This is a genomic window from Agrobacterium sp. T29, assembly GCF_006970545.1.
Taxonomy (GTDB): domain Bacteria; phylum Pseudomonadota; class Alphaproteobacteria; order Rhizobiales; family Rhizobiaceae; genus Agrobacterium; species Agrobacterium leguminum.
In genome coordinates, this window is sequence record NZ_CP040640.1 from 305,916 (window position 1) to 330,750 (window position 24,835).

General features: G+C 61.1%; 23 protein-coding genes. 16 read left to right on the forward strand and 7 right to left on the reverse strand.

Going from position 1 to position 24,835, the window contains the following annotated elements:
- Nucleotides 1-152: 152 nt before the first annotated feature.
- From guaB to FGF54_RS01530, 4 genes are all read left to right on the forward strand, one after another.
- Complete coding sequence (guaB, locus tag FGF54_RS01515) at nt 153-1,658, forward strand: IMP dehydrogenase (RefSeq protein ID WP_065654415.1); 1,506 nt, start codon at nt 153-155, stop codon at nt 1,656-1,658.
- Nucleotides 1,659-1,770: 112 nt separating this feature from the next.
- Nucleotides 1,771-2,172 (forward strand): MAPEG family protein, encoded by a 402-nt coding sequence (locus tag FGF54_RS01520; RefSeq protein WP_035263190.1) that lies wholly within the window; start codon nt 1,771-1,773, stop codon nt 2,170-2,172.
- A 149-nt stretch (nt 2,173-2,321) separates the two neighbouring features.
- Entirely contained in the window at nt 2,322-3,350 is a 1,029-nt protein-coding gene (gene adhP, locus FGF54_RS01525) for an alcohol dehydrogenase AdhP (RefSeq protein ID WP_004432721.1), read from the forward strand.
- Between the two features lie 118 nt (nt 3,351-3,468).
- Nucleotides 3,469-4,344: a dienelactone hydrolase family protein gene (locus FGF54_RS01530; protein ID WP_142778731.1), complete on the forward strand. Its 876-nt coding sequence runs from the start codon at nt 3,469-3,471 to the stop codon at nt 4,342-4,344.
- 267 nt (nt 4,345-4,611) lie between these two features.
- On the opposite strand, the gene moaB is transcribed toward FGF54_RS01530, so the two are convergent.
- The 4 genes from moaB to FGF54_RS01550 all read right to left on the reverse strand — a co-directional run bounded on the left by moaB (nt 4,612) and on the right by FGF54_RS01550 (nt 9,210).
- Nucleotides 4,612-5,157, reverse strand: coding sequence for a molybdenum cofactor biosynthesis protein B (gene moaB, locus FGF54_RS01535; protein ID WP_142778732.1), 546 nt, complete (start codon nt 5,155-5,157; stop codon nt 4,612-4,614).
- A 108-nt stretch (nt 5,158-5,265) separates the two neighbouring features.
- Nucleotides 5,266-6,150: a 4-(cytidine 5'-diphospho)-2-C-methyl-D-erythritol kinase gene (locus FGF54_RS01540; RefSeq protein ID WP_142778733.1), complete on the reverse strand. Its 885-nt coding sequence runs from the start codon at nt 6,148-6,150 to the stop codon at nt 5,266-5,268.
- A gap of 6 nt (nt 6,151-6,156) precedes the next feature.
- Nucleotides 6,157-8,004, reverse strand: a complete 1,848-nt coding sequence (locus tag FGF54_RS01545) for a tetratricopeptide repeat protein (protein ID WP_137002924.1) — start codon at nt 8,002-8,004, stop codon at nt 6,157-6,159.
- Nucleotides 8,005-8,193: 189 nt separating this feature from the next.
- Nucleotides 8,194-9,210 carry a polyprenyl synthetase family protein gene (locus FGF54_RS01550; RefSeq protein WP_035261923.1) on the reverse strand — a complete coding sequence of 339 codons (1,017 nt, stop codon included), beginning with the start codon at nt 9,208-9,210 and terminating at the stop codon, nt 8,194-8,196.
- 111 nt (nt 9,211-9,321) lie between these two features.
- Here FGF54_RS01550 and FGF54_RS01555 point away from each other — a divergent pair, with 111 nt between their 5' ends.
- The 12 genes from FGF54_RS01555 (at nt 9,322) to FGF54_RS01615 (ending at nt 20,397) form a co-directional block, all read left to right on the forward strand.
- Complete coding sequence (locus tag FGF54_RS01555; protein WP_020813603.1) at nt 9,322-9,552, forward strand: DUF2007 domain-containing protein; 231 nt, start codon at nt 9,322-9,324, stop codon at nt 9,550-9,552.
- Nucleotides 9,553-9,558: 6 nt separating this feature from the next.
- Complete coding sequence (locus FGF54_RS01560) at nt 9,559-10,359, forward strand: tRNA1(Val) (adenine(37)-N6)-methyltransferase (protein WP_142778734.1); 801 nt, start codon at nt 9,559-9,561, stop codon at nt 10,357-10,359.
- Nucleotides 10,360-10,449: 90 nt separating this feature from the next.
- Nucleotides 10,450-11,316 carry a S49 family peptidase gene (locus tag FGF54_RS01565; RefSeq protein WP_020813605.1) on the forward strand — a complete coding sequence of 289 codons (867 nt, stop codon included), beginning with the start codon at nt 10,450-10,452 and terminating at the stop codon, nt 11,314-11,316.
- A 20-nt stretch (nt 11,317-11,336) separates the two neighbouring features.
- Nucleotides 11,337-11,531 (forward strand): NfeD family protein, encoded by a 195-nt coding sequence (locus FGF54_RS01570; protein ID WP_020813606.1) that lies wholly within the window; start codon nt 11,337-11,339, stop codon nt 11,529-11,531.
- A 52-nt stretch (nt 11,532-11,583) separates the two neighbouring features.
- The gene (locus tag FGF54_RS01575) at nt 11,584-11,814 is read left to right on the forward strand and encodes an AbrB/MazE/SpoVT family DNA-binding domain-containing protein (protein ID WP_020813607.1); all 231 of its coding nucleotides are present in this window, start codon (nt 11,584-11,586) and stop codon (nt 11,812-11,814) included.
- Nucleotides 11,811-12,227 (forward strand): PIN domain-containing protein, encoded by a 417-nt coding sequence (locus tag FGF54_RS01580; protein WP_020813608.1) that lies wholly within the window; start codon nt 11,811-11,813, stop codon nt 12,225-12,227. Before FGF54_RS01575 ends, FGF54_RS01580 begins: the two co-directional genes overlap by 4 nt.
- A gap of 80 nt (nt 12,228-12,307) precedes the next feature.
- A complete protein-coding gene (locus tag FGF54_RS01585) occupies nt 12,308-13,270 on the forward strand; it encodes a glycine--tRNA ligase subunit alpha (protein WP_020813609.1) in 963 nt (320 codons plus the stop codon).
- Between the two features lie 78 nt (nt 13,271-13,348).
- Nucleotides 13,349-13,900 carry a LemA family protein gene (locus FGF54_RS01590; protein ID WP_065654406.1) on the forward strand — a complete coding sequence of 184 codons (552 nt, stop codon included), beginning with the start codon at nt 13,349-13,351 and terminating at the stop codon, nt 13,898-13,900.
- Nucleotides 13,901-13,987: 87 nt separating this feature from the next.
- Nucleotides 13,988-15,265 carry a 3-phosphoshikimate 1-carboxyvinyltransferase gene (locus FGF54_RS01595; RefSeq protein WP_142778735.1) on the forward strand — a complete coding sequence of 426 codons (1,278 nt, stop codon included), beginning with the start codon at nt 13,988-13,990 and terminating at the stop codon, nt 15,263-15,265.
- A gap of 216 nt (nt 15,266-15,481) precedes the next feature.
- Entirely contained in the window at nt 15,482-17,419 is a 1,938-nt protein-coding gene (locus FGF54_RS01600; protein WP_142778736.1) for a DUF2207 domain-containing protein, read from the forward strand.
- Between the two features lie 100 nt (nt 17,420-17,519).
- Entirely contained in the window at nt 17,520-19,673 is a 2,154-nt protein-coding gene (gene glyS / locus FGF54_RS01605) for a glycine--tRNA ligase subunit beta (protein ID WP_142778737.1), read from the forward strand.
- Nucleotides 19,674-19,905: 232 nt separating this feature from the next.
- Nucleotides 19,906-20,397 (forward strand): DUF523 domain-containing protein, encoded by a 492-nt coding sequence (locus FGF54_RS01615; RefSeq protein WP_142778738.1) that lies wholly within the window; start codon nt 19,906-19,908, stop codon nt 20,395-20,397.
- A 221-nt stretch (nt 20,398-20,618) separates the two neighbouring features.
- On the opposite strand, the gene FGF54_RS01620 is transcribed toward FGF54_RS01615, so the two are convergent.
- From FGF54_RS01620 to purD, 3 genes are all read right to left on the reverse strand, one after another.
- Nucleotides 20,619-22,442: a methyl-accepting chemotaxis protein gene (locus FGF54_RS01620; protein ID WP_142778739.1), complete on the reverse strand. Its 1,824-nt coding sequence runs from the start codon at nt 22,440-22,442 to the stop codon at nt 20,619-20,621.
- A gap of 326 nt (nt 22,443-22,768) precedes the next feature.
- Entirely contained in the window at nt 22,769-23,278 is a 510-nt protein-coding gene (locus tag FGF54_RS01625; RefSeq protein ID WP_142778740.1) for a plant virulence effector HPE1-like domain-containing protein, read from the reverse strand.
- Nucleotides 23,279-23,435: 157 nt separating this feature from the next.
- The gene (purD, locus tag FGF54_RS01630) at nt 23,436-24,707 is read right to left on the reverse strand and encodes a phosphoribosylamine--glycine ligase (protein WP_142778741.1); all 1,272 of its coding nucleotides are present in this window, start codon (nt 24,705-24,707) and stop codon (nt 23,436-23,438) included.
- Between the last annotated feature and the right edge of the window lie 128 nt (nt 24,708-24,835).

Below are 24,835 nucleotides of genomic sequence, written 5' to 3' on the forward strand. Positions count from 1 at the left end.
AGCCCGGAAGCCGATTCCGGGTTTTTTCTATTCCCTTCCTGTCATGAACGTGTTACCAGCCCTCGCCAACTTCCAAGCAATCCTTGCAGGGCGCCGGGGTGAACTTTTCGTTCCGGAACGGCCACGCATTTTCAGTATGAAGGAATTTGGTCATGGCACGCATCATTCAAACACCCACTGGTTTGGACGCTCTCACATTTGACGATGTGTTGCTGCAACCCGGACATTCCGAAGTTATGCCGGGACAGACGAATATCGCCACCCGCATCGCCCGCGATATCGATCTCAACCTGCCGATCCTCTCTTCCGCCATGGATACGGTCACCGAAGGCCGCCTCGCCATCGCCATGGCCCAGGCCGGCGGCATCGGCGTCATCCACCGCAACCTGACCCCCATCGAACAGGCCGAAGAAGTGCGGCAGGTGAAGAAGTTCGAAAGCGGCATGGTCGTCAACCCGGTCACCATCGGCCCGGATGCGACGCTTGCTGAAGCGCAGGCGCTGATGAAGGCGCATGGCATTTCCGGTATTCCGGTCGTGGAAAACGGCGGTTCCGGTGGCCACAAGAACGGCCGTCTCGTCGGCATTCTGACCAACCGCGACGTGCGCTTCGCCTCCGATCCGCAGCAGAAGATCTACGAACTGATGACCCGCGAAAACCTGGTCACGGTCAAGGAAAGCAGCGTCGATCAGCAGGAAGCGCGCCGCCTGCTGCACAAGCACCGCATCGAAAAGCTGCTGGTTGTGGACGCCAAGGGCAATTGCGTCGGCCTCATCACCGTCAAGGATATCGAGAAGTCGCAGCTGAACCCCAACGCCACCAAGGATGCGCAGGGCCGCCTTCGCGCCGCTGCCGCCATCAGCGTCGGTGCTGACGCCATCGAGCGCGCAGAGCGCCTCATCGATGCCGGCGTCGACCTTCTGGTCGTCGATACCGCGCATGGCCATTCGCAGCGCGTGCTGGATGCCGTTTCGCAGGTCAAGAAGATGTCGAACTCGGTTCGCATCATCGCCGGCAATGTCGCTACTGCCGACGGCACCAAGGCGCTGATCGATGCCGGCGCCGATGGCGTCAAGGTCGGTATCGGCCCCGGCTCCATCTGCACCACCCGCATCGTCGCCGGCGTCGGCGTTCCGCAGCTTGCGGCCATCATGTCGTCGGTTGAAGTGGCCAATGCGGCTGATATCCCCGTTATCGCCGATGGCGGCATCAAGTTCTCGGGCGATCTGGCCAAGGCAATCGCCGCCGGCGCTTCCGCGGTCATGATCGGCTCGCTGCTGGCCGGCACGGATGAAAGCCCGGGCGAAGTGTTCCTTTATCAGGGCCGTTCCTTCAAGGCCTATCGCGGCATGGGCTCCGTTGGCGCCATGGCGCGCGGTTCCGCCGACCGTTATTTCCAGGCGGAAGTGCGCGACACGCTGAAGCTCGTTCCGGAAGGTATCGAAGGTCAGGTTCCCTACAAGGGCCCGGTTTCCGGCGTCCTGCACCAGCTGGCAGGTGGCCTCAAGGCCGCCATGGGTTATGTCGGCGGCAGCAACATCAAGGAATTCCAGGAGCGCGCCACTTTCGTGCGTATTTCCAGCGCCGGCCTGCGCGAAAGCCACGCCCATGACGTGACGATCACCCGCGAAAGCCCGAACTACCCCGGCGCGGTTTGATCTTTCGAGGCGAATCCGTAAAAGGATACTGAGTATTTGGCGCTCCCCGATTCATGCCGGATCGGGGAGCGTTTTCATGATTGGAGAAGAAAGCATGTCACCCACGACCGCAATGTTCTGGCCGATGATCGCCCATGTCTTTCTGGTCTTCTGGCTTTACGGGCTTCTGATCGTCCGGCGCAACAAATACACCTTCAAGGATCGCGAATCGGCGATCAAGCTGCGCGACCGGGGCGAGGAGGCGCGCGAAAGCCATCTGGTGAACCGCAACATCGCCAATCAATTCGAATTGCCGGTGCTGTTTCACATCGCCTGCCTGCTGCTCTACATCACGGATGCGGACAATATCGTCACCGTCGTTCTGGCATGGCTGTTCGTGCTCTCGCGTTATGCCCATTCCTATGTCCACGTCACCAGCAACCGCCTGCGTCAGCGTGGCGCATTGTTCGGCATCGGCTTTGCGCTGGTCGTCTGCCTGTGGGCATGGCTCGCCATATGGTTGGCGCTGGAGTAAATCAGCACCGTGAGGTTGCCTCATAAGTGAGACAATCCCGCCTTGCAAAATGCTCCGATTTGCGATGGGTCAATTCCATGACGCCCCATCCCCGTTAATCTCTGCCTGCCGTCGAGGATTTCAGGCGAGCAGAGATTAGGGAGTATGTCATGGCTAAGACAATGAAGGCAGCCGTCGTCCGCGCGTTTGGAAAACCGCTGACCATCGAGGAAGTGGCGATACCGGATCCCGGCCCCGGTGAAATTCTCATCAACTACAAGGCGACGGGCATTTGCCACACCGATCTGCACGCCGCAACCGGCGACTGGCCGGTCAAACCCAATCCGCCTTTCATCCCCGGCCATGAAGGCGTCGGTTATGTCGCCAAGATCGGCGCTGGTGTCACCGGCATCAAGGAAGGCGACCGCGCCGGCACGCCCTGGCTCTACACCGCCTGCGGCTGCTGCATTCCGTGCCGCACGGGCTGGGAAACGCTTTGCCCGAGCCAGAAGAATTCCGGTTATTCCGTCAATGGCAGCTTTGCCGAATACGGCCTCGCCGATCCGAAATTCGTCGGCCGCCTGCCGGATAATCTCGATTTCGGCCCGGCCGCACCGGTGCTCTGCGCCGGCGTCACCGTCTATAAGGGGCTGAAGGAAACCGAGGTCAGGCCCGGTGAGTGGGTGGTCATTTCAGGCATTGGCGGGCTTGGCCACATGGCCGTGCAATATGCCAAGGCCATGGGCATGCATGTCGTTGCCGCCGATATTTTCGACGACAAGCTGGCGCTTGCGAAGAAACTCGGAGCCGATGTCACCGTCAATGGCCGCGCGCCAGATGCGGTGGAGCAGGTTCAGAAGGCGACCGGCGGCGTCCACGGCGCGCTGGTGACGGCGGTGTCGCCCAAGGCCATGGAGCAGGCTTACGGCTTCCTGCGCTCCAAGGGCACCATGGCGCTTGTCGGCCTGCCGCCGGGCTTCATCTCCATTCCGGTGTTCGACACGGTGCTGAAGCGCATCACGGTGCGCGGCTCCATCGTCGGTACACGGCAGGATCTGGAGGAGGCGCTGACCTTCGCCGGCGAAGGCAAGGTGGCGGCTCACTTCTCGTGGGACAAGCTCGAAAACATCAACGATATCTTCCACCGCATGGAAGAGGGCAAGATCGACGGCCGTATCGTCGTGGACCTCGCCGCCTGATGTGAAAACTGGCTGGCGGCGCTCACGCAAATGTGTGACGCCGCTTACCCCCGCCTCGTTCCCCGCGGGGCGATCTGCGCTATCCTTCCGCATCCGTGCGTTCAAGGAGGATAGAGCGATGGACAAGCCCAAGATCACGCAGGCCATGATCGACGCTTACGATGAATATACCCATCTCAGCCTCGATCGCCGCAAATTCATGGAAAAGCTCACCGTACTGGCCGGGTCTGGTGCAGCGGCGGCGGCCGTCGCCCCGCTTCTTTCGGCCAACAGTGCCCGTGCGGCGGTCATCGCGGCCGATGACGACAGGATCGTCGCCGAGGAGGTGACCTATCCCGCCGCCGGCGGCGAGATGAAGGGTTACCTCGTTACACCGAAATCCATTTCCGGCCCCATCGGCTCCGTCATCGTCATCCACGAGAACCGCGGTCTGAACGACCATATTCGTGACGTGGCAAGACGGGTCGCGCTCGCCGGTTTCCGGGCGCTTGCGGTCGATTTCCTCTCACCGCAGGGCGGCACGCCCGCCGATGAGGAGAAGGCGCGGCAGATGTTCAGCGGTCTCGACATGGACGCGACCGTCGCCAATGCCGAAGCGGGCCGGGTGTGGCTTGCGGCCCGGCAGGGGGCGAATGGTAAGGTCGGCGCAGTCGGTTTCTGCTGGGGCGGCGGGCTGGTCAACCGTTTCGCCACCAAATCGGCAGGTTTGAACGCCGGCGTCGCCTATTACGGCCAGCAGGCTCCGGCGACCGATGTGCCCGCCATCAAGGCGCCGCTGCTTTTGCACTATGCGGGTCTCGACGAGCGCATCAATGCCGGCATCGATGCCTATAAAAAGGCGCTGGAGGAAAACGGCAAGACCTTTGAAATCTTCGTCTATGACGGCGTCAACCACGCTTTCAACAATGACACGTCCTCGGCGCGCTACGACAAGGCGGCTGCCGATCTCGCCTGGGGCCGGACGACGGAGTTCTTCAAGAAATATCTGGCGTGATGGGGGTTTTCGGCGGGATTGCCTGCGGACCGGAGGTGCGTGGGGTTCACCCCCCTCTGCCCTGCCGGGCATCTCCCCCTCAAGGGGGGAGATCAAATCGCGGTTAGGTCTCGCCTATCTCAACTACATAGAATGAAGCGGCGGTGGCGCCTCTTGCCGATCTCCCTCCTTGAGGGGGAGATGCCCGGCAGGGCAGAGGGGGGTGAAGCCGCGCGCACCTTCGGTCCGCCGTGAATAGCCACCCTGAAATCCCTCTCTCATCTTTCTTTAAACGCCCCCAGCCCCACGCTTCAAATGCTCGTCGAGCCTCGGCATGATCTCCACGAAATTGCAGGGCAGGTGGCGATAGTCGAGCTGGGCTTTCAGAATGCTGTCCCACGCATCCTTGCACGCACCCGGCGAGCCGGGCAGCACGAAGATGAAGGTCGCGTTCGCCACGCCGCCGGTCGCGCGTGACTGGATGGTGGCGGTGCCGATCTTGTCATAGGAGATGCGGTGGAAGAGGGCGGAAAACCCATCCATGCGCTTTTCGAACAGCGGCTCCAGCGCTTCGGGCGTCACATCGCGGCCGGTAAAGCCGGTGCCGCCGGTGGTGATTACCACATCCACGCTTTCAGCGAGCGTCCAGTCGCGCACCGTGCCGGCAATCGCTGCCTTGTCATCAGGCACGATGGCGCGGGCTGCGAGCCTGTGGCCCGCTTCCTCCAGCCTTGCGACGAGCGTATCGCCGGATTTGTCGTTCTCCAGCGTGCGGCTGTCCGAAACGGTCAAAACCGCAATGCCAAGGGGAATGAAGGGTCTTTCGCCTGCCATGGCCTTATCCTCGAATGCCGGGAGCATCGGACCGAAAAGTGTATTGCGGTTTTCGGAAAGTCCGATGCTCAAACAAAACTGGGAGCGGCGGGCCCGCCGCTCCAATCCTCAAATGGTCCGCGTCGCCTGAAAATACCAGCCGGGGCGCTTCTTCCGAAGCGATGTTTCCGCTTTCCTGGCCGCTTCAAGGGAATGAAAAATCCCGAAACAGGTTGCCCCCGAACCGGACATGCGCACAAGCGCAGCACCTTCCTGCGACAGCAACCCAACGATTTCCCCGATCTCCGGCAGAAGCGCCTGAGCCGGCGGTTGCAGATCGTTACGGCTTTGGGCGAGAAAATCCATCCAGCCGATTGTCGCAGAGGCGGGCAGGGGCGGATTGGTCTTGGTCTGCAATCGCCGGAAAATCTCCGGAGTCGAGACCGCCTTCAGCGGATTGGCCAGAACCATCGCCAGTTCCGGCAGGTCGGTGACCGGTTCGATGTCCTCGCCGATGCCGCGCGCGATCAGGGATCGGCTCTCAAGGCACATCGGCACATCCGCCCCGAGCGTCAGCGCCATGGATGCAAGCGCATCCGGTGCGATCCCGGCACGCCAGTGCCGCAAAAGCCCCCGCAGCGTCGCCGCCGCATCCGCCGAGCCGCCGCCGATGCCGGAAGCCACCGGCAGGTTCTTTTCAAGATGAATGGCGACCGGGGGTACAGGTTGACCTGTCGATGCAAGCGCATCGCGCAACAGGTCCCTGGCGCGGGTGACGAGGTTATCGCCGCCATCGCCCGCGCGCAAAAGATCGCCGAAAGGGCCTGAGATGGAGAAACTGTCGGCATCGGCGTCGCGAATACGGATCGTGTCGCCGGCTTCGGTAAAGGTCACCAGCGTTTCGAGCAGATGATACCCGTCCGCTCGCTGGCCGGTCACATGCAGCGCCAGATTGATCTTGGCCGGGGCCGCCTCGATGGTCTCGGTGGCCCCGGATACGTCATGCCCGCGCATGCGGCGTCAGGATTTCTTGTCCGGAGTGGCAGCCGGTGCCGGTGCCGGAGGAGCCGGCGGCACCGGCGCGACGTCCTTCTTGGCGGTATTTTCGGCATCCTTTTCCACCGGCGGCAGGCCGTTGGCGATCTTTTCCTTCACCTTGGCCTTGTCCACGTCGTCGCTGTCGCCGATCAATGCGCGGTTCCACTGATAGACCGCCTCGATCTTGCGGCCGACCCGCCAATAAGCGTCGCCCAGATGGTCGTTGATGGTCGGATCGCCGGCTTTCAGTTCGATCGCCCGCTCCAGTTCGGTCACGGCTTCATCGAAAGCGCCAAGGCGATAATGTGCCCAGCCAAGCGAATCGACGATATAGCCGTCATTCGGCCGAAGCTCGACGGCGCGGCTGATCATCTTCATGCCTTCATCGAGATTGATGCCCTTGTCCACCCAGGAATAACCCAGATAGTTCAGAACCTGCGGCTGTTCCGGGTTCAGCTCCAGCGCCCGCTTGAAATTCGGTTCGGCCTTGTCCCATTCCTTCAGCCGCTCATAGGCGATGCCGCGCTGGAAGAAGACGGACCAGTCGGATTTCTGCGGCACGGAGCCGATTACCTCGATGGCCTTGTCGTAGTTCTCGGCCATCGCCTTGTAGTCCTTGGCGTCCGAAAGCACGCTGCCATAGGCGAGATAGGAACGGATATCCTTCGGATCGGATTCGAGCAGGGATTTGAGGTGCTTGCGCGCCTCATCCACCTTGCCGGTCTGCGCAAGCGTCAGTCCGAGCTGCAGCTCGGAGATGCGATACATCGGCGAATCCTTCGGCACCTCGCGATAGAAGGCAATGGCGCGGTCAGGCTGTTTCAGCGCTTCGGAAAGGCCGCCGAGAAGGATGAGCGTATCCGGGCTCTTCGGATCGAGTGCGCGCGACGTCTGCAGATAAAGCGTCACGATCTCTTCGGCGCCTTCGCGGTTCAGCGCGCCGGCGATGGAGAACATGACGCTGGCAGCACCTTCCACCGCATTGGTGATCTGCTGTTCCGGCTTTTCACCATTTTCGATGGACTGGCGAAGCGCTTTCAGCGGCGCGTAATTCGGTGCGAAAGTGTCTCCGACCGCAATCGCATCCAGCGCCTTCTGCTTGTTGCCGGCGGAAGCCTCCAGCCGGGCAAGCGCCATCACAGCGCGCATATAGGTATCGGAGGCGGTTGCCCCGCCTTCGCGGTCCGTCACCGCTTCGTTCAGGCTCTTGCGGGCGGCCTCGTTATTGCCCGAAACAAGGGCGATGGCCGCCGCATTGTATTTCTGGAAGATCGAAATCCAGCCCGGGCCCTTCATATTGTTGACCAGCGCCAGCGCTTCCTTCGGCTTGCCGGAACCGGCGCGCGCCCATGCCGTCAAAAGCGTGTTGACCATGCGGTCGAGATCGTTCGGACCCGTATATTTCAGGATCTTCTCGGCCTTGGCGAATTCCTTGTCCTTGATGGCGTCGAGACCGCGCACGATGGTCGTCACGCGCTCCACCGAGGTATCGTCCTTCATCGAATCGGCGATCTTGGCGCCGGCCTCGAAATTGCCGCTCAGAAGTTCGGCGATCATCAGCCGCTGGCGGATTTCCGTATTGGCGGGATCGAATTCCAGCGCCTTTTTGTAAAGCGAAATCGCGGTGGGATAATCCTGATCGACATCGGCATTGCGCCCGGCGAGGAAGGCGCCGGAGAAGGTGTTCACCTTGCCGGGATCGAACGTAACGGCCTTGTCTTCCGGTGTCGCCTTCGTCTCCGCAAAGCCGGGGCTTGCACCCGCGCCGATTGCGAGAGCAGCGGCAAGAGCCGCGCTGCAGAGAAGACGGAGTGCTGGTTTACGCCGCATGAGGGAACCTTTGCCTTTGTGCAGAAGCACGGAAAAATCAGTTTCCATTGTTGGTCACGATAGAATGGCTTTTTTGAAGCAACGCCGCAAGAAATTATGGCCCCGGCCACAATCACGCCTTGCGGAGAAGCTGGCCCGGAACCCTGGGCGGATGATCTTTTCCATCCGCCTTTCGTCCGGCCTGCGGCGTCAGTTCAGACGCTCGATGCAGAAGTCGATCACTTCCAGAAGCGCATCTTTCCAGGGGCTCTGCGGCAGCGGTGCGAGCGCATCGCGGGCGATGGTGCCGTAGTGCGTGGCGCGGCCGATCGTATCGCCAAGACCGTTGTATTTGGTGATCAGGCCCAGCGCCTTTTCAAGGTTCTCGTCGCTGCTTTCACCCTTTTCGATGGCATTGCGCCAGAAGGCGCGCTCATCCTGCGTGCCGCGACGATAGGAGAGGATGACCGGCAGGGTGATCTTGCCTTCGCGGAAATCGTCGCCGGTATTCTTGCCGAGATCGGCGGACTTGCCGCCGTAGTCCAGCACGTCGTCGACAAGCTGGAAGGCGAGGCCGAGATTCATGCCGTACGATTTCAGCGCGCTGCGGGTCGCCTTGTCGGTCTTGGCGACGATGGGGCCGACTTCCGCCGCCGCCGCAAAAAGGGCGGCCGTCTTGGCGCGAATCACCTGAAGATAATCGTCTTCCGTCGTTTCCATGTTCTTGGCGACCGAAAGCTGCAGCACCTCGCCCTCGGCGATCACCGAGGCGGCGGTGGACAGCACGTCGAGCGCATCGAGCGAGCCGACATCCACCATCATGCGGAACGCCTGGCCGAGCAGGAAGTCGCCGACGAGAACGCTCGCCTGGTTGCCCCAGATGGTGCGGGCGGTGGATTTGCCGCGGCGCAGATCGCTCTCATCCACCACATCGTCATGCAGAAGCGTTGCCGTGTGCATGAATTCGACGCTGGTGGCGAGCTTGATGTGGTTGTCGCCCTCGTAACCGAACATCGAGGCCGAGGCGAGCGTCAGCATCGGCCGCAGGCGCTTGCCGCCGGAAGAGATGAGGTGGTTGGCCACCTCGGGTATCATCTGGACATCGGAACCGGCCTTGGAAAGGATAAGCTGGTTCACCCGTTCCATATCGGGGCGGGTCAGGTCGACAAGCGGCTTGACGGATGCGAGTTTGTTTTTGCTTTCTTCAAGCGGTATGACGACGCCCAAGGGACAGGACTCCAGTTCGAATTTGAATTCGACAATAAAAACTGACGCCTTGCGCGGCAAGGGGCGAATTGCCGCTAGCCATTCAAAAAGATGGGAATTTAAGGTCTATCCATGCGTGAACTGATCCGTACCAACGATGCCGTGCTGCTCTCCTTCGCCGAAAGCCTGATGAGGGATGCCGGCATCCACTGCCTCATCGCCGATCAGGCGATGAGCATTCTGGAAGGATCGCTCGGTCTTTTGCCGCGAAGATTTCTGGTGGAGGAAGATCGGGCCGATCAGGCCCGCCGCATTCTCATCGATGCCGGGCTCGGCGACGAGTTACGCAACGAAGAGGCTTGAGCGGCGGTGGGCGACGGCATTTCCGAAACGATCGACGCCTTTCATCGGGGCCGGTTTCACCTCCTCCAGCCGAAGGGCAGGGGACACCGGGCCGGCATGGACGCCATGCTTCTGGCGTCATTGGTGGCGGATGAGCGTGCCTGCCGGATCGCCGATCTCGGCGCGGGCGCGGGTGCGGCGGGCTTTGCTGTTGCCGCGCGGCTCGAAAAGGCCGAGGTGACGCTGTACGAACGCTCGCCGGAAATGGCGAAATTTGCCCGCCGCAGCCTCGAATTGCCTGAGAATGCTGCTTTTTCTGCCCGCGTCAGCGTGCGCGAAGCCGATGTGACCCTGCGGGCGAAAGCACGCGCCGAAGCGGGCTTGCCCGACGATCATTTCCATCACGTCATCATGAACCCGCCCTATAACGATGCGGGCGACCGCCGCACGCCGGACGCCCTGAAGGCCGAAGCGCATGCCATGACCGATGGCCTGTTCGAAGACTGGATCAGGACCGCAGGCGCGATCATGGTGCCGGGTGGTCAGCTTTCCCTGATTTCAAGGCCGCAATCGGTGGCGGAGATCATCGCCGCCTGCGGCAGCCGTTTCGGCGGCCTCGAGATCACCCTCATCCATCCGCGCCCTGGCGAGGATGCTGTGCGCATGCTCGTCACCGCCATCAAGGGTTCACGGGCGCGGCTGTCCTTCCGCGCGCCGCTCATCATGCATGAGACCGACAGCCATGCCTTCACCCCCTTCGTGGATGACCTGAACAATGGCCGCGCCGCCTATTCGCGTAATGTAAGGGCAATCCGGACCGCGTCATAAATATCGCCGTTACGCCGGTCGCAACCATTGTGTTTTCCGGGGCGATACATACATCCCTGACGAACGGATAAATGCTGCGAGGATTGAGTAGTGGGTTTTCTGAAGTATCTGGTGCCGAAACGCTTTCGTAAAAAAGAGCTCGTCATCCCGGTGGTGCGCATGCACGGCGCGATCATGGCCGGCGGCAACCAGTTCCGCCCCGCCCTCAATCTCGCCTCCTATGCGCCGCTTCTGGAAAAGGCCTTCGCCGTCAAGGATGCCCCGGCCGTCGCCATTTCGCTCAATTCGCCCGGCGGCTCGCCGGTGCAGGCGCGGATGATCTATAATCGCATCCGCCAGCTCGCCGAGGAAAAGGAAAAGAAAGTCCTGATCTTCGTGGAGGATGTTGCAGCCTCCGGCGGCTATATGATCGCGCTTGCCGGCGACGAGATCATCGCCGACCCCACCTCCATCGTCGGTTCCATCGGCGTCGTTTCCGGCGGTTTCGGTTTCCCGGAAATGCTGAAGAAGATCGGCGTGGAACGCCGTGTCTATACGGCCGGCGAGAACAAGGTCATCCTCGATCCCTTCCAGCCGGAAAAGGAAGGCGATATCGATTACCTGAAGTCGCTTCAGGTCGAAATCCACAATGTTTTCATCGATATGGTCAAGATGCGCCGCGGCTCGAAACTGAAGGGCGACGAGGCGATCTTCTCCGGCCTGTTCTGGACCGGCATGCGCGGTCTCGACCTCGGCCTGATCGACGGGCTGGGCGACATGCGCGAGGTTCTGCGCCGCCGTTACGGTGAGAAGGTCAAGCTCCAGCTCGTCAGCGGCGGGCGCACTTTGTTCGGTAAAAAGGTGCCGGGCGTCAATGCTGCTCTGGACGTGAATGCCGAAAGGCTGGCCGCCGGTGCGGTATCGGGGCTTGCGGAGGTTGCCGAAGAAAAGGCATTGTGGTCGCGTTTCGGTCTATGATGTCTCGGGAATAAAGCCTTATGGCGCAGCTCATTACAATTCTTCTTCTGGTGGTGGGATCCGTCATCCTATACCGCCGCTTCGTCCGCGATGCGGAAAAGCTCTCGGCGAAATCGAAACAGCGCGAGAAGGAACGCGAGACCGGCGCCATCGGCACGCTGATCAAGGACCCGGAAACGGGCGAATACCGCGTGAAGCGCGAGGATGAGACATAATTTTTCTGTAACGTGGAATTTGCTATAGTCGCTTTCGAGTAAGGAGACCGTCATGCGTGTCACGAAATGGGGCGATAGTCTTGCGGTCCGCATTCCGGCGGATGTCGCGGAAGCCTTGCATATCAAGGAAGGCGATGAGGTGGATGTTTCTGTACCGACACAGGAACCGTCTGCTTCTATTTCGCAGGAAGAGCGCGAAAAGATACTGTCTTATATTCGCGCTCAGCGTTGGCAGCTACCGCCCGGGTGGAAATTCGACCGCGAGGAGGCAAATGAGCGTTGAGCCATTTGCCCTTTCTCGATACGAATATCTTCATCTATGCCTTTCTGGATGACGAACGGTCATCCAAGGCCCAAGAGATCGTTTCGAAACCTTATGTGACGAGCGTTCAGGCATTCAATGAATTTGCCAGTGTAGTCCGGCGGAAGTGGCCTCAAAAATGGGGCGAAATCCGCAGATCGCTGGATGGTCTCCGTCGAATGGCTGTGACAGTCGTTGAACTCGATGTGCAGTTAAATGCGAGCGCCGTCGATCTTGTCGATAAATATAACTTCGCCTTCTATGATGCATTGATGGTAGCAGCAGCCCTGGAGGCTGAAAGCACCGTATTCCTCTCGGAAGACATGCATGACGGTCTTACCGTTGACGGGCGGATGAAGATCGTCAACCCGTTCACCGCCCGTCTCCACGCATAAAACCTTGACCCTCACGCCATGCCGTGGCACGTGTCCGCATCCGAAGTAAGTCAATGCTTACTTGTCCTCCTAACGCCGCGATGACTGCAATGACCGATGTTCCCGACCATATGAACCCGAAGCGTTCCTTTCAGGCGCTGATCCTGACGCTGCATAATTACTGGGCCGACAAGGGCTGCGCGGTGCTGCAGCCCTACGATATGGAAGTGGGCGCGGGCACGTTTCATCCGGCGACGACGCTGCGCGCGCTTGGGCCCAAGCCTTGGAAGGCCGCTTATGTGCAGCCCTCGCGCCGCCCGTCCGACGGCCGTTACGGCGAAAACCCCAACCGCCTGCAGCATTATTACCAGTATCAGGTCATCCTGAAGCCTAACCCTTCGAACCTGCAGGAACTCTATCTCGGTTCGCTGAAGGCGATCGGCCTCGATCCGCTGCTGCACGATGTGCGCTTCGTCGAAGACGACTGGGAAAGCCCGACGCTCGGCGCCTGGGGTCTCGGCTGGGAATGCTGGTGCGACGGCATGGAAGTGTCGCAGTTCACCTATTTCCAGCAGGTCTGCGGCATCGAATGCTCGCCGGTCGCGGGCGAACTGACCTATGGCCTGGAGCGTCTCGCCATGTATGTTCAGGGCGTCGATAATGTCTATGACCTGAACTTCAACGGCCGCGAAGGTGAAGAAAAGATTTCCTATGGTGACGTCTTCCTCCAGGCCGAGCAGGAATATTCCCGCCATAACTTCGAATTTGCCGACACCGCCATGCTGCATCGCCATTTCATCGACGCCGAAAAGGAATGCCAGGCGCTTCTCGCCGCCGGCGCGCCCGGTGACAACGACAACCAGCGCCTGCACAAATGCGTTTTCCCGGCCTATGACCAGTGCATCAAGGCCAGCCACGTCTTCAACCTTCTGGATGCACGCGGCGTAATTTCGGTCACGGAACGCCAGAGCTATATCCTGCGCGTGCGCACACTGGCGAAAGCCTGCGGCGAAGCCTTCCTGCTGACGGATGCGGGCGGGCTGAACTGGAACAGGGCCGCCTGAACGTTTATGTAAGGCGGGGCAACAGTCTAACGTGCGGACGCCACTACGGTGTCCGCGCCTCTTGAGGAGGGGTCGGGAATGTTCATCACGCTGGCAGTCATCGCGGCAATCGCGCTTTATGTCGTCTTCATCTATAACGGGCTGGTCAAGGCGCGGCAGATGAAGGAAGAGGCGTGGTCGGGCATCGACGTGCAGCTGAAGCGCCGCGCTGATCTCATTCCCAATCTCATCGAGACAGTGAAGGGTTACGCGGCGCATGAAAAGAGCACCTTCGAGGAGGTGATTGCCATGCGCAACCGGGCGCAGGCCGTGCCGGCGGGCGATGTCGAGGGTCGTGCGCAGGCGGAAGGGCTGCTGTCGCAGGCGCTCGGCAAGCTCTTTGCGCTTGCCGAAGCCTATCCCGATCTCAAGGCCAATACGAATTTTCTGGAATTGCAGCGTTCGCTGGAAACCATCGAAAGCGAAATCCAGATGTCGCGCCGTTATTACAATGGCGCCGCCCGCGACCTCAACGTCAAGGTGGAAAGCTTCCCCTCCAATCTGGTCGCAGGCCAGTTCGGTTTTGCCAAGGCGCCGTATTTCGAGATCGACAACCCGGCCGACCGCGCCGTGCCGACTGTGAAATTCTAAGCGCACTGTTCCCTCGGCGGCTTAAGACCTCCCGTTCAAATTCCGATAATCCGGCTCTTCGCCGCATTCTTTGACAAGACGACAATCATGATCGAACTGACCATCACCCCGCCCGACCATCCGCTTTCCGGCAAGGTCGAGCCGCCCGGCTCCAAGTCCATCACCAACCGTGCGCTTCTCCTGGCTGGTCTTGCCAAGGGCAAAAGCCGGTTGACCGGCGCACTGAAAAGCGACGACACGCTTTATATGGCCGAAGCCCTGCGTGAGATGGGCGTTAAGGTCACCGAGCCAGATGCCACCACCTTCGTCGTGGAGGGTACTGGCGTGTTGCAGCAGCCGGAAAAGCCGCTTTTCCTCGGCAATGCCGGCACCGCCACGCGCTTCCTCACCGCCGCTGCCGCACTTGTCGATGGTGCCGTCATCATCGATGGTGACGAGCACATGCGCAAACGCCCGATCATGCCGCTGGTGGAAGCCCTGCGCTCCCTCGGTGTCGAAGCGGAAGCGCCGACCGGCTGCCCACCCGTTACCGTCTGCGGCAAGGGCACAGGGTTCCCGAAGGGCAGCGTCACCATCGACGCCAATCTTTCCAGCCAATATGTGTCGGCACTTCTGATGGCGGCCGCTTGTGGCGACAAGCCTGTCGATATCATCCTCAAGGGCGAGGAAATCGGCGCCAAGGGCTATATCGATCTCACCACATCGGCCATGGAAGCTTTTGGCGCGAAGGTGGAGCGGGTCAGCAACGCCATGTGGCGCGTGCATCCGACGGGTTACACGGCGACCGATTTCCACATCGAGCCGGATGCCTCCGCCGCCACCTATCTCTGGGGCGCGGAACTGCTGACTGGCGGCGCGATCGATATCGGCACGCCGGCCGATAAGTTCACCCAGCCGGATGCCAAGGCCTACGAGGTCATGGCGAAGTTTCCGCATTTGCCCGCCGAAATCGACGGTTCGCAGATGCAGGACGCCATTCCGACCATCGCGGTTCTCGCCGCCTTCAACGAAACGCCGGTGCGCTTCGTCGGCATCGCCAATCTGCGCGTCAAGGAATGCGACCGTATCCGCGCCGTCTCGCTGGGCCTCAACGAAATCCGTAACGGTCTGGCACATGAGGAAGGCGACGACCTGATCGTGCATTCTGATCCGGCTCTTGCGGGCCAGACGGTCAAGGCCTCCATCGACACTTTTGCCGACCACCGCATCGCCATGAGCTTTGCGCTCGCGGCGCTGAAGATCGGCGGCATCGCCATCCAGAATCCGGCCTGCGTGGGCAAGACCTACCCGGCTTACTGGAAAGAGCTCGCCTCGCTCGGCGTCGAGTACACGGAAAAGGAAAGCGCTGCCGAGCCGCAGCATTAGAAGAACGGTATTGGTTTTCCGTCATTCCGGCCTTGAGCCGGAATCCAGCGCGGTCAAGTCCTTGATCGCGAGAGACTCTTCAAGCCGCGCAGACGCGCAGCTGCTGGATACCGGGTCATCCTCGGACTTGATCCGGGGACCGGTATGACGGAATGACCGTGCTGCGCATCATCACTTGAAACCGGAAACGCTCCATTCCCTTAAGGAGAACCGCCCGTGAAGACCATCGCCGCAAGACTTATCGCGCTGTTCGTCTTCCTGGGCGCGGCCTTCCCGGCCTTTGCGGAGGAATTCATCCGCTCCTACCATTCCGTCATCGAGGTGGCGGCGGATGGCAAGCTGACGGTGACCGAAACCATCACTGCCCGGGCCGAAGGACAGAACATCAAACGCGGCATCTTTCGCGATTTCCCGCTTTATGCGCTGGATGCGAATAACCGCCGCACCAAGGTGGATTTCAACGTCGTTTCGGTGGAGCGCGATGGCGCGTCGGAAAACTGGCGCACCGAAAATATCGACGGCGGCATCCGCATCTATACCGGCAGCGCCGACCGCTTTCTGCCGACCGGCGAACATATCTTCCAGATCACCTACACCACTGCCCGGCAGATCCGCTATTTCAGCGATTATGACGAGCTGACCTGGAACGTCACCGGCAATGGTTGGCAGTTCCCGATGGGCGAGATTTCCGCCACCATCACGTTGCCGCAGGGCGTCAGGGCCACCGACACCGCCGTCTTCACCGGTCCGCTTGGCGCGAAAGGCAAGGATGCGCGCATTCTGAACGAAGGCAACGAGGTGTTCTTCGCCTCCACCCGCCCCTTCACAGTGGGCGAGGGCATGACGGTCGCCGTCAAGCTCCCCAAGGGCGCGATTGCCGCACCCGACACCTCTCAGGAGGCGGGCTGGTGGCTGCGGGATAATCTTGCCATCCTACTTTCGGGCGGCGGGCTTTTCGCCGTGCTGCTTTATTACCTGCGGGCGTGGTTCGCCGTCGGCCGTGATCCGGCGAAGGGCGTGGTCGTGCCGCGCTGGGATGCGCCGGAGGGGCTTTCGCCCGCTCTGGTCAATTATGTCGATAACAGGGGTTTTTCGGGTGCCGGCTGGACGGCGCTCTCTGCCTCGGCCCTTGATCTCGCGGTGAAGGGTTATGTCGTTTTGGAGGATTTGAAGAACGCCATCATCATTCGCCGCACGGAAAAGGCGACCGCTGCCGATCTGCCGACTGGTCAGAAGACGCTGCTGTCCTCCATCGGCGGCCCTGGCAAGACGCTGACCATCGACAAGGCCCATGGTGCGGAGGTCGAAAAGGTCGGAACACAGTTTCGCGCAGCGATAGAGAAAGAACATCGCGGCAAATATTACCGCAGCAATGCCGGCTACACCGTCTTCGGCATCTTCCTCAGCATCGCCCTCATCGTCGCGACGCTGGTCTTCGGCGATCTGGATGAAAGCGCCATTGCCGCCGTGCTGGTCCTCGGCTTTTTCGCCTTCTTCTTCAGCATCCTGTCGATCGGTATTGGCCGCCAGTTTTCGCGTGGCGCGCCCCTGCGCAAGCGTATCGGCGGCATCGTCATGCTGGCCTTTGCCGGTTTCGTGGCCTTTTCCGCCATTGGCGGCATCGCCACGCAAATCCTGCTGGATGTGACGCATGATACCAAGTCGCTGGCGCTGGCCGCCATCGGCGGCATCGTGCTGACCAACGCGCTGTTCCTGTTCCTGATGGGCGCGCCGACGCCGCTCGGCCGCAAGCTGATGGATGGCATCGAAGGCCTCCGAACCTATCTGACGCTGGCGGAAAAAGACCGGATGAACATGGCTGGCGCGCCCGCCATGTCGCCGCAGCATTTCGAGACATTGCTGCCCTATGCCGTGGCGCTCGGCGTCGAAAAACCGTGGAGCCGAACCTTCGAGGCTTGGCTTGCCACGGCTGCCGCCGGTGCCGCTGCGGCAAGTTATGCGCCCGGCTGGTATGCGGGCAGCAATTACGGAAGCTTTGGCGACAGGATCGGCGGCTTTTCCACCTCCATGGCCAATACCATTGCTTCCACCATTCCCCAGCCCGTCAGCTCCTCCGGCTCCAGCTTTTCGGGCGGTGGCGGCGGCGGTTTTTCCGGCTCCGGCGGTGGTGGTGGTGGCGGCGGCGGCTGGTAACGCCCGCCGGCGGTAATTTAACCGAATGCCTTGGTGACTTTTGCCGCGTTGCTTGCTAAGCCGACCGCAAACGTCCGACAACAGATAAAGTCCTGATCCCATGCCCGATCTTCTGCTTGAACTCCGCTCCGAGGAAATCCCTGCCCGCATGCAGCGCAAGGCGGCGGGCGATCTGAAGAAACTCGTCACCGATGCCTTGGTGGAGAGAGGGCTGACCTATGAGGGTGCGCGCGAATATTGGACGCCGCGCCGCCTGACGCTGGATATTCGCGGCCTCAACGCCCGCTCCGCCGATGTGCGCGAGGAAAAGAAGGGCCCGCGCACCGACGCCAATGAAAAGGCCATCGAGGGCTTTCTGCGCGGCGCCGGCCTCAACGACATTTCCGAGGCGCAGGTCGTTTCCGATCCAAAGAAGGGCGATTTCTACATCGCCATCATCAACAAGCCCGGCCGTCCGGCGGAAGAGATCATCGCGGAAGTGATGCCCGGCATCATCCGTTCCTTCCCCTGGCCGAAATCCATGCGCTCCGGTCCGGCCTCCATGCCGAAGGGTTCCAGCTATGCCGGCATCGAAGGCAAGGGTTCGGAAAGTCTGCGCTGGGTGCGGCCGCTGCAATCCATCGTCTGCCTGTTCGGCCCCGAACATGACGAGACGCAGGTCATTCCTTTCGTGATTGATGGCATCGTCGCCGGCAACGTCACCTATGGCCATCGTTTCCATGCGCCGGGCCCGATTACCGTGCGCCGTTTCGAAGATTATGTCTCGAGCCTTGAAAAGGCGAAGGTCATTCTCGATGCCGAGCGCCGCAAGGACATCATCCTGCACGACGCCAAGGATCTGGCTTTTGCCAATGGTCTCGATCTGGTGGAGGACGAAGGCCTGCTGGAAGAAGTCTCCGGCCTCGTCGAATGGCCGCAGGTGCTGATGGGCACCTTCGAGGAAGACTATCTGCAGATTCCGGCGGAAATCATCCGGCTGACCATCAAGACCAACCAGAAATGTTTTGTCACCCGCAATCAGGGTGCGGAAGAGGGCCTCTCCAACCGCTTCATCCTGATCTCGAACATCGAAGCAAGCGACGGCGGCAAGGAAATCATCCATGGCAATGGCAAGGTCGTGCGCGCCCGCCTGTCGGATGCCCGCCACTTCTGGAATCGCGATCAGGGCGATCTGCCCGATCTCGAAACGCTGAAAGATTCGGCTGCGAAATTCGGCCTCGATCTCAAGAAGCCGCTCGACCAGCGGATGGCGAAGCTCGATGCGCTGAACGTTACCTTCCATGCCAAGCTCGGTACGCAGGGCGAGCGCGTGGCCCGTATCCGCGAACTGGCGAAGGCGCTGGCCCCGGTTGTCGGCGCCGATGCCGATCTGGTGGACCGCGCCGTTGTTCTGGCGAAAGCCGACCTGCGCACCGAAGCCGTCGGTGAATTCCCCGAGCTTCAGGGCCTGATGGGCCGCAAATATGCGACGCTGCAGGGCGAAAACGAAAGTGTGGCCGCCGCCATCGAAGACCACTACAAGCCGCAGGGTCCCTCGGACCGCCTGCCGGCCGACAAGGTGGCGATCACGGTCGCTCTGGCCGATAAGCTCGATACACTCGTTGGTTTCTGGGCCATCGACGAGAAGCCGACCGGCTCGAAGGATCCCTTCGCGCTGCGCCGTGCGGCGCTGGGCGTGGTGCGCATTCTGCTTGAGAAAAACGTGCGGCTTCCGCTGCTGAGCGTTGCGAAGGACCCGGACCTTCTCTCCTTCTTCCACGATCGCCTGAAAGTCTATCTGCGCGACCTCGGCGCGCGTTACGATCTGATCGACGCCGTTCTGACGCCGGAATCCGACGATCTGCTGATGATCGCCCGCCGTGTCGAGGCGCTCACCGCCTTCATCACCGGCGAAGATGGCCGCAACCTTCTGGCAGGCGCCAAGCGCGCCACCCAGCTTCTGGCTGCCGAGGAAAAGAAGGGGACCGTGGTGGCCGACGGCGTCTCGGAAGAGCTGTTGAAGCTCGATGCCGAAAAGGCGCTTTATGCGGCGATCAGGACTGCTTCTGCCGACGCTGCGAAGGCTGTTGCGGACGAGGATTTCCGCTCCGCCATGCAGGCGCTCTCCACACTTCGCGCACCGGTCGACAAGTTCTTCGAGGATGTCCTCGTCAATGACGAGGATGCGGCCATCCGTGCCAACCGTCTGGCGCTGCTGAAGGCCATTCGCGAAGCGACCGGAACGGTTGCGGATTTCTCGAAGATCACGGGGTGAGGGGTTTGGGGGTAACCGTACATGTCAGTGTGCGCGGCTTACCCCCCTCTGCCCTGCCGGGCATCTCCCCCTCAAGGGGGGAGATCGACCCGTGGCAACCTCTCGGCCACATTGAACGTTTTGGGAAGAGCGAGGAGCATGCCTCTCGCCGATCTCCCCCCTTGAGGGGGAGATGCCCGGCAGGGCAGAGGGGGGTAAGCCGCGACCGCGAGTGTCGAAGGATGTCTCCCCATTGACCCACACCCCCAAAATCCTCATCAGCGCCTGCCTCCTCGGCCAACCTGTCCGCTATGACGGCAGAGGCAAACCCTTCTCCCACCCGGCGATAGACCGCTGGCGAAGCGAGGGCAGGCTGGTGACGATCTGTCCGGAGATGGCGGGTGGCATGTCCGTGCCGCGCCCGCCGGCGGAAATCGAAAATGGTGCCTCCGGTGTCGATGTGCTGGAGGGCCGCGCCCGCGTGCTGGAAGTGACCGGCGGCGATGTCACGGCGCAATTTATTGCCGGTGCGGAAAGGGCGCTGGCCTTCGCCAGGGCCAATGGCTGTACTTATGCGCTTCTGATCGACGGCAGCCCGTCCTGTGGGTCGGTTGCGATCTATGACGGTTCGTTTTCTGGCGTCAAACACGCGGGCAATGGGGTGACGGCGGCACTGCTCGAAAAAGCGGGTATTGCCGTGTTTTCACCTGCCGATATCGATCGTCTCGATGCGCTGACCCGCTGAAATGAGGCGCTGCAAATACGGCATCGCCTGCTTCCCGAGGTGGTAAATACTCCCTGCCGTCATCCTCGCCCTTGAGGCGAGGATCCACAATGCAATCTGGCCATGGGTCCTCGGGTCGAGCCCGAGGACGACGCTTAATATGTAGGGAACGTTTTGGAGAGCACATAAAAAATGCCGGGTCTGTGCCCGGCATTTTGTTTCATCGCAGAGACCGTTCGTGGTCACCCCGCCATACGCATCTGCTCCGCCATACCATGAAGCTGGTGGCCGGAAGAGACGCGGAAGCCGCGGATGAGGTTCAGCAGCTCTTCGGTGTCGACGGCCAGCGCTTCCGCCGAAGCCGTGGTTTCTTCCGCCATCGCCGCATTGTGCTGGGTGGCGACATCGAGCTGGTTGAGCGACGAGGAGATCGAGCGCAGCGTCGTATCCTGTTCGGCAGCCGAATGGGCGATCTTGCTGACGATTTCGTTTGCCGATTTGATCTGGTCCGAAATCCGTTTCAGCGCATCGCCAGCCTCGCCGACAAGGCGCACGCCGTTTTCCACTTGGGCGGAAGAGCGGGCGATCTGGTCCTTGATCTCCTTGGCGGCGGCGGCGGATTTCTGCGCCAGTTCGCGCACTTCCTGCGCCACCACGGCAAAGCCCTTGCCGGCCTCGCCGGCGCGTGCCGCTTCCACACCGGCATTCAGCGCCAGAAGGTTGGTCTGGAAGGCGATGTCGTCGATCACGCCGATGATGTTGGAAATCTGGTCGGATGACTGTTCGATGCCGCTCATCGCGGTGATGGCCTCTTCCACCACCCGGTCGCTGCGCATGGCTTCGGAGCTGACGGTGGTGACGCGCTTGGCGGCGTCGGCGGCGCCTTCCGCCGTCTGGCGCACCGCAACCGTCAATTCATCGAGAGCGGCCGAGGTTTCTTCCAGATTGGCAGCCTGCCGTTCGGTGCGCTGCGAAAGCTCGTTGGAGGCCTTGCGGATTTCTTCCTTGGAGCCGCCGATGTCGATGCTCTTGGAATTCACCTTGGCCATGGCGGCGTCGAGATGGATCAGGGCCTCGTTGAAATTGTCGCGCAGTGCCGCGTAGCGGTTGCCGAGATCGCCGCAACGTACGGTCAGATCGCCGCGGGCGAGCTTCTCCAGCGCCTCGCCGATGGTGGTGACGACACGCGCCTGCAATTCCGCCTCGTCGCGCTGCATGTCGAGATTGTTCTGGCGCTCCGCATTGAGCTGCCGCTGCTGTTCTTCCTCACGGCGCTGCATGGCATGGCGCTCGCGCACCTTGTCCTGAAGCGAGGCGGTGGCCTTCGCCATCATGCCCACTTCGTTCGTCAGGCCAGTATGGGGAATGGCGAGCGAGACGTTCTCATTGGCCACTTCGCCGAGCGCACGGTGAATATCGCCGAGCGGCTTCGAAATGCCACGGATAACGTAGAAAGCGGCGGCCAGTGCGAGCACGAAGATGGCGGCACCGATGGACAGCGCCTTCATCACCTCGCCGCGCACCTGTGCGTTCAGATCGTCGATATAAACGCCGGTCACGACCACCACCTGCCATGGTTCGAAGGCAAGCGCATAGGAGCTCTTGGCGTAGTCATTGCCTTCCATGCCGGGCTTCGGACCATAAAAATCCGTCTGGCCGCCGCCATTGCGGCCAAGCCGCACCAACTCGTCGCGATAGGCGAAACCCTTGCTGTCCGGCTTGCCCTTGAAGCTTTCTCCGACGCGCTTGGCATCGGGATGGAACTTCATCGTCACGTCGTAGTCGTAACCGAACAGATAGCCGTCCGGCGTGAAGCGCATGGCGCTGACGGTGGCGTAAGCCTGTTTCATGGCCTCGTCGCGCGAAAGCGTTCCGGCCTTTTCCTTGTCGTGGAAGGATTGCAGGATGGAGATCGCCGATTGCACCTGCGTCCGCAGCATGCCGTAGCGTTCCTCATAGATAGCATCGGTGGCGGATTTCAGCTGGTAAAACGTCGCCACGGCGAAGGCGGCCATCAGGGCCACCACGAGAACGATCAACTGACGGGAAATGGAAAGGTTCTTCATGGGCGCTCACAAGCGTTTGGGATCGCGCGCCTGAAAACGCCGCGCGGTACCGATGTTTCGGAGAAGGGAGAGGCGCATGATGCGCGATAAAAGGGCCAAAAAGCGCGTGTCCGCGCCGTGGCCTCATCCTGTGCTGCATCGCACTATAGACGCACTTAGCGGCTAAAAATTTGAATAAATATTTAATTGGCGAAAGCTTTATCAGGCCCGACAGGCAGAATAAGCGGGAGAAAAAGCAATATTCCCCGCATGGTTGTGGCCCCATTTCGGGAATGCAGCGATGACGCGATTATTTGACCTTCGTCATGAAATGCGTCATCGGCCGGTCAATTGCCGCGCAATTTGAAATCCGGGAACTGGGGGGCGCCGATCACCGAGGCGCTGGCCGGTTCGGCTGCGTTTTCGGGGGAGATTTCCTTGACGGCTGCCGTGGTCGTCGTCACGTCAATGCCGGCCGGTGTCGAAACCGTCTCAGCGGGATGTGCCACGGGTTCTGCGTCGTCATAGGTCGCGATGGCGGTGCTGGAGGTTTCCGCCATCCATGCGGGATTGGTGCTGACGAAGGTGACGGGCGCGCCCCCAAGCCAGGCTTCTGTGCGCAGCAGGGTGCGTTTGCCGTCGACTTCGCGCATTTCCGTGTGCTGTGTGCCCGGCTCAATGGAGGGAACGGCATAACCCTGCGCCACGGCTTTGCCCTTCATGGGCTTGCAGCCCGCGCAATCGCGACGAATGAAGCTGCCATTGGCCACATGCACGCCGTTTATATATTCGATGGAAGACGCCATCGCCGACCCGCCGGTCAGCGCGACAATCGCTGTCAGAAAAAGACGACGCATCGAAAAACCCCCGAAATGACGGCGCGGCCTCGTGATCGAGACACGGTGCGCCATTCAATGTTCCGGCAAGTATTACCGATGTTTCGTTTCCATCGGGTCAGCAAACTTGGTAAAAATTGAACGAAATATTCGCGTCCAATCCCGTTTGCCTTAAGGATCAGGCCTTTTCGCGGGCGACGGCCTGCCAGCCGATATCGCGACGGCAGAAGCCGTTCTCCCACTCCACCTTGTCGGCCAACGCATAGGCGCGTGCCTGCGCTTCCGTGACGGTCTTTCCAAGGGCGGTAACGTTCAGCACGCGTCCGCCCGTCGCCACCAGCCCGCCGTCCTTCAGCGCGGTTCCGGCATGGAACACCTTCGCCTCTTCGCTGGCCTCGGGAATATGGGCGATCGGCGTGTTCTTGTCGTAAGCGCCGGGATAACCCTTCGAGGCGAGAACGACGGTCAGCGCCGCGTCGTCGCGCCATTCCGCCTCAACCTTGTCCAGCGTGCCGGTGGCGGTGGCGTAGAGGATTGGCAGCAGATCGCTTTTCAGGCGCATCATCAGCACCTGGCACTCGGGGTCGCCGAAGCGGACATTGTATTCGATCAGTTCCGGGCCTTTGGCGGTGATCATCAATCCCGCAAAAAACACGCCCGAAAAGGGATTGCCATCCTTGGCCATGCCCGAGATCGTCGGCTCGATGATCTCCTTCATGGTGCGCTCCACCATGGTAGATGTCATAACAGGGGCAGGGGAATAGGCGCCCATGCCGCCGGTATTCGGGCCGGTATCGCCATCGCCGACACGCTTGTGATCCTGCGCGGTGGCGAGTGCCAGCGCGGTCTTGCCATCGGAAAGGCAGAAGAAGCTCGCTTCTTCGCCATCGAGGAAGGCCTCCACCACCACTTCGGCGCCGGCCGCGCCGAAAGCGCCGTCGAAGCAGTCGTCAATCGCGGCAAGCGCTTCCGCTTCCGTCATGGCCACGGTCACGCCCTTGCCGGCGGCAAGCCCGTCCGCCTTGATGACGATCGGCGCGCCTTGCGCACGGACGTAGCCCTTGGCCGGCTCTGCGGATTTGAAGCGCTGGTAAGCGCCGGTCGGAATATCGTAGCGCGCGCAGAGATCCTTGGTGAAACCCTTGGAACCCTCAAGCTGGGCGGCTGCCTTCGAGGGTCCGAAAGTGGCGATGCCGGCGGCGCGCAGATCATCCGCAAGACCGGCAACCAGCGGCGCTTCCGGGCCGACCACGACGAAGTCGATTGCCTTTTCTTTCGCAAAGGCGATGACGGCTGCGTGGTCTTCCACGTTCAGCGCCACCAGCGTCGCGTGATCGGAAATGCCGGGATTGCCGGGGGCGGCATAAAGCTCATCGAGCAGGGGAGACTGGGCGATTTTCCACGCCAGCGCATGTTCGCGTCCGCCGGAACCGATCAACAGAACTTTCATGGTCAATACCCCTGCAAATTCGCCAGTAACCTTGTGGGACGGGCGTTAAGGGCAGGGGGGCGAAAGGTCAAGGAGAAAGCGCCGCAAATGCCCGTCTTTCCCTTGAACGCTGCCTTTCCTGTGGAATC

What these genes read in the sequence shown, in the direction of transcription:
- FGF54_RS01530 (WP_142778731.1), top strand. Translation starts at nt 3,469, where the DNA reads ATGGACAAGCCCAAGATCACGCAGGCCATGATCGACGCTTACGATGAA.
- purD (WP_142778741.1), bottom strand. Translation starts at nt 24,707, where the DNA reads ATGAAAGTTCTGTTGATCGGTTCCGGCGGACGCGAACATGCGCTGGCG.
- FGF54_RS01545 (WP_137002924.1), bottom strand. Translation starts at nt 8,004, where the DNA reads ATGCGGCGTAAACCAGCACTCCGTCTTCTCTGCAGCGCGGCTCTTGCC.
- FGF54_RS01585 (WP_020813609.1), top strand. Translation starts at nt 12,308, where the DNA reads ATGACTGCAATGACCGATGTTCCCGACCATATGAACCCGAAGCGTTCC.
- guaB (WP_065654415.1), top strand. Translation starts at nt 153, where the DNA reads ATGGCACGCATCATTCAAACACCCACTGGTTTGGACGCTCTCACATTT.
- FGF54_RS01620 (WP_142778739.1), bottom strand. Translation starts at nt 22,442, where the DNA reads ATGAAGAACCTTTCCATTTCCCGTCAGTTGATCGTTCTCGTGGTGGCC.
- moaB (WP_142778732.1), bottom strand. Translation starts at nt 5,157, where the DNA reads ATGGCAGGCGAAAGACCCTTCATTCCCCTTGGCATTGCGGTTTTGACC.
- FGF54_RS01625 (WP_142778740.1), bottom strand. Translation starts at nt 23,278, where the DNA reads ATGCGTCGTCTTTTTCTGACAGCGATTGTCGCGCTGACCGGCGGGTCG.
- FGF54_RS01575 (WP_020813607.1), top strand. Translation starts at nt 11,584, where the DNA reads ATGCGTGTCACGAAATGGGGCGATAGTCTTGCGGTCCGCATTCCGGCG.
- FGF54_RS01540 (WP_142778733.1), bottom strand. Translation starts at nt 6,150, where the DNA reads ATGCGCGGGCATGACGTATCCGGGGCCACCGAGACCATCGAGGCGGCC.
- FGF54_RS01590 (WP_065654406.1), top strand. Translation starts at nt 13,349, where the DNA reads ATGTTCATCACGCTGGCAGTCATCGCGGCAATCGCGCTTTATGTCGTC.
- FGF54_RS01555 (WP_020813603.1), top strand. Translation starts at nt 9,322, where the DNA reads ATGCGTGAACTGATCCGTACCAACGATGCCGTGCTGCTCTCCTTCGCC.
- FGF54_RS01595 (WP_142778735.1), top strand. Translation starts at nt 13,988, where the DNA reads ATGATCGAACTGACCATCACCCCGCCCGACCATCCGCTTTCCGGCAAG.
- FGF54_RS01570 (WP_020813606.1), top strand. Translation starts at nt 11,337, where the DNA reads ATGGCGCAGCTCATTACAATTCTTCTTCTGGTGGTGGGATCCGTCATC.
- glyS (WP_142778737.1), top strand. Translation starts at nt 17,520, where the DNA reads ATGCCCGATCTTCTGCTTGAACTCCGCTCCGAGGAAATCCCTGCCCGC.
- FGF54_RS01520 (WP_035263190.1), top strand. Translation starts at nt 1,771, where the DNA reads ATGTTCTGGCCGATGATCGCCCATGTCTTTCTGGTCTTCTGGCTTTAC.
- adhP (WP_004432721.1), top strand. Translation starts at nt 2,322, where the DNA reads ATGGCTAAGACAATGAAGGCAGCCGTCGTCCGCGCGTTTGGAAAACCG.